The organism is Mesorhizobium sp. B4-1-3 (assembly GCF_006439355.1).
Taxonomy (GTDB): Bacteria; Pseudomonadota; Alphaproteobacteria; order Rhizobiales; family Rhizobiaceae; genus Mesorhizobium.
This window is the reverse complement of sequence record NZ_VFTG01000009.1, coordinates 16,050-31,669: the sequence shown is the minus strand read 5'-3', so window position 1 is coordinate 31,669 and position 15,620 is coordinate 16,050. Positions and strand designations below refer to the sequence as shown.

Here is a 15,620-nt window from a genome sequence, read left to right as displayed (position 1 = left end):
AACTACTCCGCTACCAGGAGCATCGGCTCCGGCACTGTCGAATGAACGGGTGGCGCCGCGTTTCGGAACAGCGCGCGCCGCAACCCGACCAGCGCGTCGGCGGATCGGCGAGCCGGCTTGGCCTGACGGCCCGCGACGATGGCAAGCGCGGCGTCGATGCGCTCGCGCAGCCCCGGCGACGCCTGAACGGGCTCGCCGAGCCTGAGGCGTTCCTTGAACAGGTCGGCGATGGCGGACAGCACATCGCCGATCGCCTTGCCCTCGTCGGATGTAAGTCGGCCGCGCAGCCGTTGCAGCTCCACGATGTTGAGGCCCAGCCTGATTTCCGCATAGCCGTCAATGGTCGACAGCTCCTTGTTTTCCATTGCCGCGAGCCGGGGAACGAGCTGCCCTAGGCGATCGAGCATGCGCCCGGCCAGCCTGCGCTGGTCGTCGGCGCGCTCGCCGGCGGCGAGCTGGGCAAGGTCGGACCAGCCGGCATGCACCAGCCGCCGGGCGGCGATCTCGCCGCCGAAGGGCCTGACCACCAGCGTCCACAGAAGCGCGAAACCGACGCCGGCGAGCGCTGCGAGCCCTCCGCCCGCGAAGGAGGTGAAATCGGCGGAGAACCTGTCGCTGAGCGCGATGAACGACGCGGTGTTAACGGTGAGCAGCATCGCCAGCATGTTGAGCTGGGGCCTTGGAATGAGAGTTCCAAGCACAAGGAATGGCGGCGCCAGCACGAGAACCAGCAAGGGAAAGCTCTGGATCGAGGGCAGGATGGCGAATTGATAGGCCGCGGTGACCACCAGGCTCACCGTGCACCAGATGAACATCGACAGGAGAAGCGGCGCTGGCCGGTCGGTCGCCGCGAAGAACGAGCATCCGACCGCCACCATGAGCACGAATCCGGAGCCTTCGGCCCAGCCCGAATAGATCCACAGGGCGCAGGCGATCAGGATGGCGACGATCACCGAAGCGGCATAGAAGAACAGCATTCCATAATCGTGATGGCGGGTGCGCGAGAAGGTGCGCCGCCGCCGGAAGGCGAGCCTTTCGCCGCCGGATTCGCCGCTTGCGATCTGCTTCTTCAGGACGAGGCAATCGTGCCAGGCATCGACGATCTCGCGCAGCCGGGCGAGCGCGCTGTCGAGGATCAGGCTACTCCAGTCGACGGCATAGGCGGGCGGACGCAAATCGGCAATGCGCGAGCGCAGCGCAACGGCGCGCCCTGGATCCGCCACGGCCTGAAGCCATGCACCTATGTCGTCGAGCAGGGCCATGAGATCGTCGCGCAGCACCCGATCCTGCGATCGCAGTTCGTGAAGCCGGTCATCGAGCGACGAGAGCAACGGAAGCAGCAGCATGAGACGCCCGCGCAATTGCCGCGCCTGGCGCGTAAGCCCGTGCGTCTGGTGATCGTATCCAAGCTGGCTGATGAGGATGTCGAACCCGGAAATGTCGGATGCCAGCTTCTGCCGGACGGGAGCTGCCGGCCGGGCCGCGCCCTCGCCTCGCAGGATCTCACTCGCCCAGGCAGCGGCGTCGCCCAGCCAGTTGGAAATGCGCGACGACATCAGCGAAGACAGCCCTATCGGGAACACAAGCTGCGCGACCACGCTGGCGCAGACGATGCCGAGGATGATCTCCTGGCTGCGGGCCGAGGCGATATCGAAGATCGTCTGGGGTGCGTCGACGGCCGGCAGGGCGATCAGCGGCAGCGAATAGCCGGCCAGCATGAAGACGTAGCTGCGCGGCGTGCGATCGAGCATCGAAATGTAGAGCAGCACCCCGGTCCACAGCGCCACGACGATGCTCATCAACAGCGGCGAATTGACGAAGGCCGGCAAAAGGAGGACGGATCCCGCAGCGCCGATCAGCGTGCCGAGCGCGCGGTAGAGCCCCTTGGACGAAGTTGCGCCGGCAAGCGGATTGGCCACGACATAGACGGCCGCCATGGCCCAATAAGGCCGCGGCAGGTCGAAGCACAGCGCTATGTAGAGCGCCAGCATCGAGGCGAGGAACGCCTTGATCGAAAACAGCCAGTCCTGCCAGGAGGGAAGCGTCATGGGTTTGGTTCTCGCGCCCGCCTCCTCGCCGGCGGGCGACACGGTTGGCTAGCGGTTGATGTCGACATCCTTGGTTTCGCGTCCGATCAGCAGGGCAACCAGCGTGAGCATCGCCATGGCCGAGAGGTAGACGCCGACCCAGAAAGGTCCGCCGCCCATGCTCCAGAGCGCCACGGCGATGAAGGGCGCGACCGCAGCGCCGAGGATCGACGACACGTTGTAGGAGATGCCGGAGCCGGTGTAGCGCACATTGGCCGGGAAGAGCTCCGGCAGCAGCGCGCCCATCGGACCGAAGGTCATGCCCATCAGGCTGAAGCCGATGATGAGCCACGCCATGACGCCGGCGCTGCCGGCATGCAGCATCGGCACCCAGGAGAGCCCGAAGATCGCAATGGCGACGGTGATTGAGATCAGCGTGCGGCGCCGGCCCCAGCGGTCCGCCCAGGGGCCCGAGACCATGGTGAAGACGCCGAAGAAGACCACGCCGATGATCATCATCAGCACGAAGGTCGTGTAATCGTAGCCGAGGCCGGGCACGGCGGCCGTAGGCGCTGCGCGGCCGTAGCTCAGTGAAAACGTCGTCATCAGGTAGAACAGGACGTAGGTGGCAAGCATGTAGAAGGTGCCGAGGACGAGCTCCTTCCAATGCGTGCCGACGACCGAGGCCAGCGGCACCTTCCTGACCTTGCCGGCGCGCACGGTGTTGTCGAAGGCGGCGCTCTCGACCAGGTTCAGCCGCACCCATAGGCCGATAGCCACCATGATCAGCGAAAAAAGGAACGGGATGCGCCAGCCCCAGGACAGGAAGGTCAGCGACGGCCGTGACGGATCGTCCGACGGCAGTATGGCGGCGATGATCAGGAACAGGCCGTTGGCGATGATGAAGCCGATCGGCGCGCCCAGCTGCGGGAAAGTGCCGTAGACGGCGCGCTTGCCTTTCGGCGCATTCTCGGTCGCGACCAGCGCCGCGCCGCTCCACTCCCCGCCGAGCGCGAAGCCCTGGGCCAGGCGCAACACGACCAGCAGGGCCGGCGCCAGCCATCCGGCGCTCGCGTAAGTCGGAAGCAGGCCGATCAGGAATGTCGCCAGCCCCATGGTAAGCAGCGCGCCGACCAGCGTGATTTTGCGGCCGCGCCGGTCGCCGAGATGGCCGAAGAAGATCGCGCCCAGCGGGCGCGCGATCATGGCGGCGCCAAACACCGCGAAAGAGGCGAGCAGCGCCGTCGTGTCGTTGCCGGCGGGAAAGAACAAATGCGGGAACACGAGCACCGCCGCCGTGGCATAGACATAGAAATCGTAGAACTCGATGGTGGTGCCGATCAGGCTGGCAAGGATCACCCTTGAACGCGGATTGGCGGGGGAAGCTATTGGCACTGCGTCGAGAGCAACGGACATCGAAAACACCTTCGAGGGAATCGGCCAAGGCCGGCCCCTGGATCGAGAACGGAGACTTGGTGAGAGCCGATCTCTCCGGATACAACGGATCGATCGCGCCACCTCGCCGATATAGATTGCATCCTAATAGATTGTATGCGAATAATTAGCAATGGAAAATGAACGGTCCAGAAGCCGCGAAACCATCGGCCAGATCATAACCAATGTGGCGCGTCTCTGGCGCCGTACCGCCAACGAGCGGCTGGATCGCTGCGGGTTATCCCACGCCATGGCCATGCCTCTCCTGGCACTGTGGCAGTTGGGCGGCGAAGCCCGCCAGGGCGCCGTTGCCGAACAGGCCGGCCTCGAAGGTCCTTCGCTGGTCCGGCTTCTCGATCTCCTGGTGGCGGAAGGCCTGGTCGCCAGGCGGGAGGACCCAAGCGACCGCCGGGCCAAGATCGTGTCGCTGACCAAGGACGGCGAGGCGCGGATGAAGACCATCAACACCGTGCTCGCCGAGCTCCGGCACGAGCTGGTTTCGCTCATCGGCGACGAAGAGCTCGAGACCGCCTCCGCCGTGCTGCGTCAGATCCAGGCGGAACTCGCCAACAAGCTCGGCGAGAGCTGAGCAGCGTGCATCCAATAGTGAAGGCATGCGCCCCTCAGTACTTATCCCAGCAACGTCACACGTTCGAGGAGGCGCCCTTCCCGGCATGCCGCTCCCAGATCGGCTGGAGCCGGCGGCGGAATCCCTGGTGCTGCCCTCTCTTTCGGCAAGCACCGATCTCGACGATGACGAGGATGGGCAAGCCCCATGGCTGGACCGGGCCAGCGCGTCTCCAGCCACCAACCCCTGGCGAGATACGGGCGCAACGATCCGTGCCCTTGTGGAAGCGGCAAGAAATGCTGCCTTGCCAGCTGATGCGAAATGGCCGGCCCGCCGCCAGGCCCCGGCAAGGCCTCAGTCCAACCCGTCGGCCTGATGCGCCGCAATCGCAGCTAAAAACACCTCGCCGAACTCCTTGAGCTTGGCCGCGCCCACGCCGTTCACCTCAGCGAAATCGTCGAGGTCTTGCGGACGGCGCTCGGCCATGTCGATCAGGGTACGGTCGGAGAACACCACATAGGCCGGCACCTGGCGTTCCTTGGCGAGCCGCAGCCTCAGCGTCTTGAGCGTCGCTAGAAGCGATGCATCGACGCCCTCGCCATCCATGGCGGAGCCTTGCGCGGCACGCTTCCTGCCGCGCGCGAGACGGTCCCGGCCCTCGACACGATACTGGAACGCAACCGCGCCACGCCCGAGCGCGCGGCCGCTTTCCGAGATGACGAGGCCGCCATGGCCGTCGGGATCAGGCGTCAGGAAACCGCCGGCGACAAGTTGCCGGACGAGCGACAGCCAGATCGGCTTCCTGTGCATGATGCCGGTCCTGAAGCTTTCGAGCTTCTGATGGCCTCTCGCCAGCACCTTTTCGGTCTCGTGACCAAGCAGGATATCGATGACATGGGCGGCGCCGAAACGCTCGCCGCTCTGCGCGATCGCCGCAAGGATGATGCGCGCCTCGGCGCTGCCGTCGGCGCGCGGCGCCTGATCGAGGCAGTTGTCGCAATTGCCGCAGGCTTGCGCCTCCTCGCCGAAATAACCGAGCAGCACCTGGCGCCGGCACTGCGCCGTCTCGCAATAGCCGATCAGCGTGTCGAGCCGGCGATGCGACCGTCTTTTGTGCTCGGGCGAGGCATCCTCCTCGTCGATGAACATCCGGCGCGTGCGGATGTCGCCGGCGCCGTACAGCATATGCGCTTCCGCCGCCCGGCCGTCGCGCCCGGCGCGGCCGATCTCCTGGTAATAGGCCTCCAGGCTGCCCGGCAGGTCGGTGTGGAAGACATAGGCGACGTCGGGCTTGTCGATACCCATGCCGAAAGCGATCGTCGCCACCATGACGACGCCCGACAGGCTCATGAACGCGTTCTGGTTCGCCTCCCGCGCCTCCTTGCTCATGCCGGCATGGTAAGCAAGCGCCCGCACGCCGTTCTTCTCCAGGAAGGCCGCCATCTCCTCCGTCTTGCGGCGCGACAGGCAATAGATGATGCCGCTCTTGCCCTGGTGGCGCTCGATGAAGCGCAGCAGCTGGCGCTTGCTGTCCTGCTTGGCCTCTATCGTCAGCTTGATGTTGGGCCGGTCGAAGCCCAGCACCAGGGTTTCGGCGCGCCCGGCGAACAGCCGCGCCTCGATATCGGCGCGCGTCGCCTCATCCGCCGTCGCCGTCAGCGCGATGATCGGCACTTGCGGAAAGAGCACGCGCAGCCGCGACAGGTCCTCATATTCGCGCCGGAAGGCCGGCCCCCATTGCGAGATGCAATGCGCCTCGTCGACGGCGATCAGACCGACGTCGAGCCGCGACAGCGCGTCCAGCATCCGCTCCGTCATCAGTCGTTCCGGCGCCAGATAGAGCAGCCGCGTCTGCCCGGACGCCACGCGGCGCCAGGCCGCCACATTGGTCTCGCGGTCGAGCGAGGAATTGATGGTGCCGGCGGCCACGCCGGCAAGGCGCAAGGCGGCGACCTGGTCCTGCATCAGCGCCACCAGCGGCGACACCACGATGGTGAGCCCGCCCTTGACCAGCGCCGGAACCTGATAGCAGAGCGATTTGCCGGCGCCTGTCGGCATCACCGCCAGCACGTGCCGTCCGGAGAGCAGCGCCTCGATCACTGTCGCCTGTCCGGGACGGAAATCGTCGAAGCCGAACACGTCCTTCAGGACGCGCCGCTTGTGGTCCTCGTCCCGGATGCTCGCTGCCTGTGCCGGCATCAGGCAGACACCGGACAGGAATTCGTTTTCGGAATTATGTGAAGACCAGCCAAGTGATTCATCCGTGCGATGCCCTGGAGTAGCGCAGCCGCCATCCGGCGACAACGACGCTTGGAGCAATTCCAGGAAAGTGTGTATCGGTTTTCCGTCCGGAATTGCGCGGAAACAAAGACCAGAGTGGTTCAGCAATCCCGCGGGACGCTGAACCATTCTGGCGGATCGGCCGGGGAGTTCCGACGGCGCATTCCGCGGTGCTATAACGCCAGGCCGCCTGCTGCCGGCGGCGGCCGACGCAAAAGGACCCTTCGCATGATCGATCCCGCCACGCTCATCACCTACGTAGCCGTCGTGTTCGGCTTCGTCTTCATTCCGGGGCCGGCGACGCTGCTCACGGTCGCGCGGGCGACGAGCTCAGGCACGAAGATCGGCATAACCACCGGCGCCGGCGTCGCCGCGGGCGATGTGATCCACACCATCATGGCCATCGTCGGCATCTCGGCCATCATCGCCGCCTCGGCGACGCTGTTCAGCATCGTCAAATACATCGGCGCGGCCTATCTCCTTTACCTCGGCATCCGCGCCATGCTCGAAAAGGCGCCGGCCTGGCGGGCAGGACGCTGCCCATCGCGGCGGGCAAGGCCTTCCGGCAGGCGATCCTGACCGAAGTGCTCAATCCGAAGACCGCTTTGTTCTTCCTGGCCTTCCTGCCGCAATTCGTGCATCCGCAAGGCGGTTTCGTGGTGCTGCAGCTGATGCTGCTCGGCATCATCTTCGTCCTGCTCGGGCTCTTCAGCACCTTCGTCTTCGCCGTCAGCGCGGGCGGCCTGGGTTCCTTCCTGCGCCGCCATCCGGCGGTGCTGAAATGGCAGGGCAAGGTGGTCGGCGGCATCTATTGCGCGCTCGGCATACGCCTGGCGCTGCAGCAGCGCTGAAGTCGTTCAGCCGGATATGTCGGATCGAACCCAGTCAGGCATGCCATAGCCGAATTCGCGACAGAAGGCTTGCATGGGCGCAAGCGCGGCCGGCGACAGCTCTCGTTGAAGATAGGCACGATAGTCTTCGTTGCGCTCCCACTTGCGCAGCGAACGTGAGTGGATGGGGCGCCCGCCGTCCCCGGTCACCGGCACTCTCGGGCGAAGTCCGAACCGGCTTGCGATCCGTTGTTGCACGGCGTCCGGATCGGCGATCGTGTCTTCGTAGCGCAGGTAAAGAATATCCCGCGCCGGCTGCGCCTTTCGCAAGCTCAGCAGGGCGTCGTATTCCAGAACCCAGCGGTCGGCCATGGTATGGAATCGACGCTCCTTCATCGTCTGCGGATGCACGCTGGTGAGCACATCCAAGGGGTGCCGAACGCAATAGATGAGACCGATGTCGGCGGGCAGTTTCGCAAAATGGGCGAAGGCCCGGTAATCGCGCTTGACGACCAGATTGTTTTCCTGGCGATCCAGCAGATAGAACTTCGTGTGCCGCGCCTCGCGCGGCCAGACGAAAGTATCCTCGAAGCTTTCCATGACGCGTTGCGTCAGGGTCGTCCCGCTGCGCGCGCAGCCGGCTATGAATATCTTGTTGGTCCGCGCGGCCCGCGCATTCGGCCTCGACCGCCAGCGAATTTTCACGGCCGTCACAAGGCGATTGAGCTCCCTGCTCGATCGGGTAACCAGAAAACGGACAGCCGCCTGAAGTTTCCGCACAATCCCCCATCCCCCGATCGCACCGGATCACATTGCCGTGACCGCCATTAGCTGATTGGCCGATATGCGGGCGGGTTTCAAGGGTTGGAGACTCAAGGGGACTGTTAAACCTATCTTTACCCTGCTGCGGCACCGTTGCCCTCCTGCGGCGATGTTTGAGTACCGCGGCGGCGCGATGAGCGCCCAGGCAACAAACCCGCGCCCGACGGCGCGGGTTTTCCTTTTGGTACTCAGCCCAGGAAATCGGCCCGGCAAGGCGCGAAGCTGTCGACCAGGCGGCCGGCCTCCAGCGCCTTGACGCCGTGCACGAGATTGGACGGCACGATGAAGCTGCTTCCTGTTTCGAGGATCTCCGATCGGCCGTCGACGGTGACCTCGAAGCGTCCCTCGGCGACGTAGCTTGCCTGGACGTGCGGATGCGAATGCAGCGCCCCAACGCCGCCTTTCTCGAAGGCGAACTCGACCATCATCAGTTCATCGGTGTGCACCAGCACGCGCCGCTTGCTGCCGTCTGCCGTCGGCTCCCAGGCTTTTTTGCCCGCATGGGAAAAGATTTCGGTCATCGTTCAACGTCCGTTCGAAATTGGCGGGAAAACGGTCACCGCGCCAGCCAGCCGCCATCGACCGGCACCGTCGCGCCGTGAATATAGTCCGACGCCCGTGCCAGCAGGAACACGGCTGCGTCGCCGATATCGTCGGCCCGTCCCCAGCGCGCCGCCGGGATGCGTCCGAGGATGGCGGCGCTGCGGTCCGGGTCGGCGCGCAAGGCCTCGGTGTTGTTGGTCTCGACATAGCCCGGCGCGATGCCGTTGACGTTGATGCCTTTCGCCGCCCATTCGCAGGCGAGCAGCCTTGTGAGGCCGAGCACGCCGTGCTTCGAGGCCGTGTAGGAAGCGACGCGGATGCCGCCCTGGAAACTCAGCACCGAGGCGATGTTGACGATCTTGCCGCGCCGTCCGGGCTCCGCCAGCACGCGCCTTGCGAAACCCTGGCAGAGCCGGAACACGGCCTTCAGATTGACGTCCATCACCTCGTCCCAATCAGCTTCGCTGAGGTCGACCGCATCGGCGCGCCGGATGATGCCGGCATTGTTGACGAGGCCGTCGAGCGGGCCGCTCTCGCCCCAGACCCGGTCGAGCATGGCTGCTGCCTCGGCAGGGTCGCCAAGGTCGGTCTTCACCGCTTCGAAGCTGCCGCCCGCGGCCGCGACTTTCCCTGCGGTGTCGTCCATCGCCGAACGGCCGACGCCGACGACCAGGCCGCCGGCCCGCGCGACCGACACGGCGATGCCTTGCCCGATGCCTGTGTTGGCGCCGGTGACCAGGATGCGCTTGCCCGTGAGGCTGAAGGCGGAAAGATCGCTCAAGCTCGTCATGCCTTTCGCTTGCCGCCAATCGAAGGACCGGTCGTTCCGTGGCGCCGCGTCTTCACAGACGATACGATTTCTTGGCAAGTATATAGGCCAACTCCCCGGCCAGCTCATGCGCCTCGTCCTCCCGCAGTCGACGCTCGGCGACGAGGCGCGCCAGGAAGGCGCAGTCGACGCGGCGCGCGACGTCATGGCGCGCCGGGATCGAGGGGAAGGCGCGCGTGTCGTCGTTGAAGCCGACTGTGTTGTAGAAGCCGGCCGTTTCCGTGGTCATCTCGCGGAAGCGGCGCATGCCTTCCGGGCTGTCGTGGAACCACCAGGCCGGTCCGAGCTTCAGCGCCGGATAGACGCCGGCAAGCGGCGCCAGCTCGCGCGCATAGCTCGACTCGTCGAGCGTGAACAGGATGACCGTGAGGTCGCGTTCCAGCCCGACGCAGTCGAGCAGCGGCTTCAGCGCCGTCACATAATCGGTGCGGGTCGGGATGTCGAACCCCTTGTCGCGCCCGAACTTCTGGAAAACGGAAGGCGAATGATTGCGCCATGATCCAGGATGGATCTGCATCACAAGGCCATCGTCACGGCTCATCTTGGCCATTTCGGTCAGCATCTGGGCGCGGAACAGTTTTCGCTCGCGGCCGTCCTCCGAGCCACGGCGGATGCGGTTGAACAGCTCCTCAGCCGCCGCATCGGAGAGATTGGCGGTCTCGGCGGTTGGATGGCCGTGATCGGACGAAGTGGCGCCGAATTCCTTGAAATAGGCGCGCCGCTTTCGGTGCGCCTCGAGATAGCCGGCCCAGCTGGCGGTGTCGCATCCGGTGATTTCGCCGAGCCGATCGAGATTGGAGGCAAACCCCTCGAAATCGGGATCGACCACGGCGTCCGGCCGGTAGGCGGTGACGACGCGGCCGCTCCAGCCGCTGTCGCGGATCGCCCGGTGCCATTTGAGGTCGTCGAGCGCGCCCTCGGTGGTGGCGATCACCTCGATGTTGAACCGCTCGAACAGCGCGCGCGGGCGATAGTCGTCGCGTTGCAGCAGCGTTGCGATCGTATCGTAGGTGCGGTCGGCGCTGGCCGCGGTGAGCGGCTCCTCGATGCCGAACTGATGCTCGAACACATGGTCGAGCCAGAGCCGCGTCGGCGTGCCGCGGAAGAGAAAGTAATGCTCGGCGAAGCGTCGCCAGATCGTCCGGCCGTCGGTCTCGACCGGCGCGCCATCGAGCGTCGCGACGCCGAGTTCCTCCAGCCGCACGCCATGGCTGAGCAGCATGCGGAAAATGTAGTGGTCCGGCACGATCAGCAGCTGCGCGGGATCAGGAAACGGCTCGTTGAGCGCATACCAGCGCGGGTCGGTATGACCATGCGGGCTGACGATGGGCCGGTCTTTCACGCCGGCGTAGAGGGCGCGCGCGAGCGAAAGCAGGCGCCCCTCGGCGGCAAACAGCAGATCCGGATCGGTCAATGCGGCCACGTCGATCCCTCCTCCGGCGACCCACCGGTAGGATCCGGGAGAAATGCTGTCAACACACGAAAAGCTGCGCCCTCGCCTGCCCCGCGGCCATTGTCGGCGGCGGTGACGAGTGCTACGCCGCCATCCCATCTTGCCGTCATCCTTGGCGGCCTGGCCGCAAGCGATTGGAGACTTCACATCCGATGAAGAAGTGCCTGTCGAACCTGACGATTGCGAATGTGCCGGCCGCCATCCCGCGCTATGACCGCCGCGCCGTCACGCCCGGCATCGTCCATCTTGGCGTCGGCGCTTTTCACCGCGCCCATCAGGCGGCCTATGTCGACGCCTGCCTGGCGGACGGCGAAAGCGATTGGGGCATTGTCGGTGTCTCGCTGCGCAGCCCGGACACGCGCGACGCGCTTGAGCCGCAGGATGGGCTCTACACGCTGGCAATCCGGGACAGCGCCGGCGAACAGCTGCAGGTCATCGGCTCGATCCAGTCCTTGCTCGTCGCTCCGGAGGACCCCGGCGCGGTGCTCGCCGCGCTGACCGATCCGCGTACCCGCATCGTCACGCTCACCATCACCGAGAAGGCTTATCTGAGGGCCGCCGACGGCACGCTCGACAGCGCGCATCCCGACATCGTCCACGACCTGGCCAACCCCGGATCGCCGAAGACGGCGCATGGCTTTCTCGCCGAAGCGCTGGCGCGCCGCAGCATTGCCGGCACGCCCTCTTTCACCGTGCTCTGCTGCGACAACTTGCCGGCAAACGGCGCCACGCTGCACCGGCTGCTGATCGAATTCGCGAAGCTGCGCGATGCCGATCTCGCGCGCCACGTCGCCAATGAAGTCGCCTTCCCGTCTTCCATGGTCGACCGGATCGTGCCGGCGACCACCGATGCCGACCGGGCGCGCATCGCCGACGAGCTTGGCCTTGATGACGCCTGGCCGGTGATGACTGAGCCGTTCCGGCAATGGGTGATCGAAGACCGTTTCCCGGCTGGCCGGCCGGCCTGGGAGAAATTCGGCGTCACCATGGTCGAGGATGTCGGCCCCTTCGAGGACATGAAGCTCAGGCTGCTCAATGGCGCGCATTCCGGCATCGCCTATCTCGGCCTGCTAAGCGGCCATGCCACCGTCGACCGCGCCTTCGCCGATCCGGCAATAAGGCAGTTCGTCGATCGGCTTTGGGCCGAGGCCATTCCAACGCTGCCGCAGGATGCCGGGCTCGACCCGTTCCCCTACACGGCCGAACTCGCCCAACGCTTTTCCAACACCGCGCTCGCCCACCGCACCGCGCAGATCGCCAATGACGGCAGCCAGAAGCTGCCGCAGCGTATCGTCGCTTCCGCGCTTGCCCGGCTGGAGACAGGCCTGCTGCCGGAACATCTGTCGCTGGTTGTCGCCGCCTGGATCGCGGCATGCGCCGCGCGCGGCGGGAACTTGCCGCAAGGCCATTTCGCCGATCCGCTCGATGCCGCCCTCGCCGACCTGTTCGGCCGCAATCTGCCGACGGCGACAACAGCCGAGGCCGTGTTCGACCTCGCCGGCTTCGCCATAGGCCACACGGAGCGCCAGAGGCTGATCGGGTTTGTCGCCACGCATCTGGTCCATTTCAAGCAAGGTGGTCCGAAGCTGGCCTTTGCCGCGCTCGGCATCGGCAACGAGCCACCCAGATTGGCTGAGTAACAGCTCGCCCGCCTACCCGCCAGGGATTGCGCCCCCTGCAGCGCGAAACTGTCTCGCAAACGGCAAAACAAAAAAGCGGGGCAAGCCCCGCTTTTTCAACCTTGTGTTCGCAACAACGATCAGGCTGGCAGCAGCGCGCCTTCCAGCGTGGTGAGCTGGCTGAGGAACTGCTCCGCCTTACTGCGGCTCTCGTCGTCCTTGGCGTCGGCGGCATCTTCCTTGGCCTCCTGGATACGGCGAGCCAGATCGGCGCGATCGATATCGTTCACATGCGTCGCCGATTCGGCAAGCAACGTGCAGCCGGAAGGCAGGATGTCGGCGAAACCGCCGAACACGACGAAGCGCTCTTCCTTGCCGCCCGCGGTCTTTATCGTGACGACGCCGGGCTTGATGGTCGTCATGACCGGCGCGTGCTGCGCCATCACCGTCATCTCGCCTTCGGCGCCCGGGATAACGACCGATTCGACCTGCTCGGAAACCAGCAGCTTTTCCGGCGAGACCAGTTCGAATTTGAAAGCTTCAGCCATGTTCAATTTAGCGGGTAGGGAATAGTGAGTAGTCAGTAGTGAAGGGACGCAACCGCCCGAATCACACCGCTACTCACTACTCACTACTCACTACTCCCTATTCGCTTTCTTATGCCGCTTCAGCCGCCAGGCGCTGGGCCTTCTCGACCGCCTCGTCGATGCCGCCGACCATGTAGAAGGCGGCTTCCGGCAGGTGGTCGTAGTCGCCGGCGCAAAGGCCCTTGAAGCCCTTGATGGTGTCGGCGAGGTCGACCAGCTTGCCCGGCGAGCCGGTGAACACTTCGGCGACGAAGAACGGCTGCGACAGGAAGCGCTCGATCTTGCGAGCGCGGGCAACCGTCTGCTTGTCCTCTTCCGACAGCTCGTCCATGCCAAGGATGGCGATGATGTCCTGCAGCGACTTGTAGCGCTGAAGGATCGACTGCACCTGGCGGGCGACCTGGTAGTGCTCCTCGCCGACGACCATCGGGTCGAGCATGCGAGAGGTCGAGTCCAGCGGATCGACGGCCGGGTAGATGCCCTTTTCAGAGATCGCGCGGTTGAGCACGGTCGTGGCGTCGAGGTGGGCGAAGGAGGTCGCCGGCGCCGGATCGGTCAAGTCGTCGGCCGGAACGTAGATCGCCTGCACCGAGGTGATCGAGCCCTTGGTCGTCGTCGTGATGCGCTCTTGCAGCGCGCCCATGTCGGTGGCGAGCGTCGGCTGGTAACCCACGGCCGACGGAATGCGGCCGAGCAGCGCCGACACTTCCGAGCCCGCCTGCGTGAAGCGGAAGATGTTGTCGACGAAGAACAGCACGTCCTGGCCCTGGTCGCGGAAATATTCGGCGACGGTGAGGCCGGTCAGGCCGACGCGGGCGCGGGCGCCCGGCGGCTCGTTCATCTGGCCGTACACGAGCGCTGCCTTCGAGCCCTGGCCGCCGCCCTTCTTGTTGACGCCCGATTCGATGAACTCGTGATAGAGGTCGTTGCCTTCGCGGGTGCGCTCGCCGACGCCGGCGAACACCGAGAAGCCGCCGTGAGCCTTGGCGACGTTGTTGATCAGTTCCTGGATCAGCACGGTCTTGCCGACGCCGGCGCCGCCGAACAGGCCGATCTTGCCGCCGCGGGCGTAAGGTGCGAGCAGGTCGAGAACCTTGATGCCGGTGACCAGGATCTGCGCTTCCGTCGACTGGTCGACATAGGCCGGGGCTGGCTGATGGATGGCGCGCAGCTCGACGGCGTCGACCGGGCCTGCCTCGTCGACCGGCTCGCCGATGACGTTGATGATGCGGCCGAGCATGCCAGGACCCACCGGAACCGAGATCGGCGCGCCGGTGTCAAAGACATCCTGGCCGCGGACCAGGCCTTCGGTCGAATCCATGGCGATGCAGCGCACGGTGTTCTCGCCGAGATGCTGGGCGACCTCGAGCACGAGGCGATTGCCGACATTGTCGGTTTCCAGCGCGTTCAGAATGGCCGGCAGATGATCTTCGAACTGCACGTCGACGACGGCGCCGATGACCTGGCGGACCTTGCCGGCAGCGCCGACGCGCTTGGCCGCAACGCTGGCCGCGGAAGCCGCGGCGTTGGCCGGAGCGGCCGCCTTCTTCGCCGGAGCGGCGGCCTTCGCGGCTGCTGCCGGGGCCTTTGCCGCCTTCGGGGCCGGTGCCTCCTTGGCCGCGGTCTTCGGGGTAGCTGCTTTCGCCATCGTCTTTGCCCTTTTCGTCTATCCGTTGTTCACGCCGCTGCGAGGTCTCGGACCCCGCCCGCGCGTGCCTAGAGCGCCTCGGCGCCCGAAATGATCTCGATCAGTTCCTTGGTGATCTGCGCCTGCCGCTGGCGGTTGTAGGTGATCGACAGCTTGTTGATCATGTCGCCGGCATTGCGCGTCGCATTGTCCATCGCGCTCATCTTGGCGCCCATCTCGCCGGCCGCGTTTTCAAGCAGCGCGCGGAAGATCTGCACCGCGATGTTGCGCGGAATCAGGTCGGAGAGGATCTCGCCCGGCTCCGGCTCGTACTCGTAGACGGCATTGCCGCCGTTGGTCGCCTCGGGAGCGGTCGACCCGGCGGCCCCCGCCGGAATGATCTGCTGCGCCGTCGGAATCTGGCTGATCACCGACTTGAACTGCGAATAGAACAGCGTGCAGATGTCGAAGCCGCCCTCGTTGAAGAGGTGGATGACCTTGCGCGCGATCGCATCGGCATTGACGAAGCCCAGCGTTTTCACTTCGCGGAGGTCGACGCGCTCGAGGATCATCGAAGCATAGTCGCGGCGCAGGATGTCATAACCCTTCTTGCCGACGCAGATGATCTTCACCTGCTTGCCGTCGGCCAGCAGCCGGCGGATGTGGTCGCGGGCGAGACGCGCGATCTGCGAATTGAAGCCGCCGCACAGGCCGCGCTCGGCCGTGCAGACGATGAGCAGATGCACATCGTCCCGGCCAGTGCCCGTCATCAGCGCCGGGGCATCGCCGCCACCGCCGATCGCCTGGGTGATGTTGGCCAGAACCGCGCCCATGCGCTCGGAATAGGGTCTGGCTGCTTCCGCCGCTTCCTGCGCGCGACGCAGCTTCGCCGCGGCGACCATCTGCATCGCCTTGGTGATCTTCTGCGTCGCCTTGACGGAGGCGATACGGTTACGAAGGTCTTTTAACGAAGCCATGCTTCAAACCTGATCCCGTCCAGC

12 protein-coding genes and 1 pseudogene are annotated in these 15,620 nt (G+C 65.5%); 3 read left to right on the top strand and 10 right to left on the bottom strand.

The window, feature by feature from the left end; all coding sequences use genetic code 11:
* Positions 1-2: 2 nt before the first annotated feature.
* The gene (locus FJW06_RS13900; protein WP_140752564.1) at positions 3-2,048 is read right to left on the bottom strand and encodes an FUSC family protein; all 2,046 of its coding nucleotides are present in this window, start codon (positions 2,046-2,048) and stop codon (positions 3-5) included.
* A gap of 48 nt (positions 2,049-2,096) precedes the next feature.
* The gene (locus FJW06_RS13895; protein ID WP_140752562.1) at positions 2,097-3,443 is read right to left on the bottom strand and encodes an MFS transporter; all 1,347 of its coding nucleotides are present in this window, start codon (positions 3,441-3,443) and stop codon (positions 2,097-2,099) included.
* Positions 3,444-3,711: 268 nt separating this feature from the next.
* Here FJW06_RS13895 and FJW06_RS13890 point away from each other — a divergent pair, with 268 nt between their 5' ends.
* Positions 3,712-4,050 carry a MarR family transcriptional regulator gene (locus tag FJW06_RS13890; protein ID WP_246674607.1) on the top strand — a complete coding sequence of 113 codons (339 nt, stop codon included), beginning with the start codon at positions 3,712-3,714 and terminating at the stop codon, positions 4,048-4,050.
* Between the two features lie 333 nt (positions 4,051-4,383).
* Here FJW06_RS13890 and recQ read toward each other — a convergent pair whose 3' ends face one another.
* Positions 4,384-6,228, bottom strand: coding sequence for a DNA helicase RecQ (gene recQ / locus FJW06_RS13880; protein WP_140752556.1), 1,845 nt, complete (start codon positions 6,226-6,228; stop codon positions 4,384-4,386).
* Between the two features lie 309 nt (positions 6,229-6,537).
* On the opposite strand from recQ, the pseudogene FJW06_RS13875 reads away from it, so the two are divergent.
* Positions 6,538-7,160, top strand: a pseudogene (locus FJW06_RS13875) (LysE family translocator).
* A gap of 6 nt (positions 7,161-7,166) precedes the next feature.
* Here the strand turns inward: FJW06_RS13875 and FJW06_RS13870 are convergent.
* The 4 genes from FJW06_RS13870 to uxaC form a co-directional block, all read right to left on the bottom strand.
* On the bottom strand, positions 7,167-7,844 hold the full coding sequence (locus tag FJW06_RS13870) for a sulfotransferase (RefSeq protein WP_348644036.1): 678 nt from the start codon (positions 7,842-7,844) through the stop codon (positions 7,167-7,169).
* Positions 7,845-8,149: 305 nt separating this feature from the next.
* Positions 8,150-8,482 (bottom strand): cupin domain-containing protein, encoded by a 333-nt coding sequence (locus tag FJW06_RS13865; RefSeq protein ID WP_140752552.1) that lies wholly within the window; start codon positions 8,480-8,482, stop codon positions 8,150-8,152.
* Positions 8,483-8,517: 35 nt separating this feature from the next.
* On the bottom strand, positions 8,518-9,285 hold the full coding sequence (gene kduD / locus FJW06_RS13860; protein ID WP_140752550.1) for a 2-dehydro-3-deoxy-D-gluconate 5-dehydrogenase KduD: 768 nt from the start codon (positions 9,283-9,285) through the stop codon (positions 8,518-8,520).
* Between the two features lie 61 nt (positions 9,286-9,346).
* A complete protein-coding gene (uxaC, locus tag FJW06_RS13855) occupies positions 9,347-10,756 on the bottom strand; it encodes a glucuronate isomerase (RefSeq protein ID WP_181178287.1) in 1,410 nt (469 codons plus the stop codon).
* A gap of 182 nt (positions 10,757-10,938) precedes the next feature.
* On the opposite strand from uxaC, the gene FJW06_RS13850 reads away from it, so the two are divergent.
* Positions 10,939-12,426 carry a mannitol dehydrogenase family protein gene (locus tag FJW06_RS13850; protein WP_140752546.1) on the top strand — a complete coding sequence of 496 codons (1,488 nt, stop codon included), beginning with the start codon at positions 10,939-10,941 and terminating at the stop codon, positions 12,424-12,426.
* A 119-nt stretch (positions 12,427-12,545) separates the two neighbouring features.
* Here FJW06_RS13850 and FJW06_RS13845 read toward each other — a convergent pair whose 3' ends face one another.
* From FJW06_RS13845 to FJW06_RS13835, 3 genes are all read right to left on the bottom strand, one after another.
* Complete coding sequence (locus tag FJW06_RS13845; protein WP_140634255.1) at positions 12,546-12,953, bottom strand: F0F1 ATP synthase subunit epsilon; 408 nt, start codon at positions 12,951-12,953, stop codon at positions 12,546-12,548.
* Positions 12,954-13,062: 109 nt separating this feature from the next.
* Positions 13,063-14,640 (bottom strand): F0F1 ATP synthase subunit beta, encoded by a 1,578-nt coding sequence (gene atpD / locus FJW06_RS13840; protein ID WP_140752544.1) that lies wholly within the window; start codon positions 14,638-14,640, stop codon positions 13,063-13,065.
* Between the two features lie 68 nt (positions 14,641-14,708).
* The gene (locus tag FJW06_RS13835) at positions 14,709-15,596 is read right to left on the bottom strand and encodes a F0F1 ATP synthase subunit gamma (RefSeq protein WP_140752542.1); all 888 of its coding nucleotides are present in this window, start codon (positions 15,594-15,596) and stop codon (positions 14,709-14,711) included.
* Between the last annotated feature and the right edge of the window lie 24 nt (positions 15,597-15,620).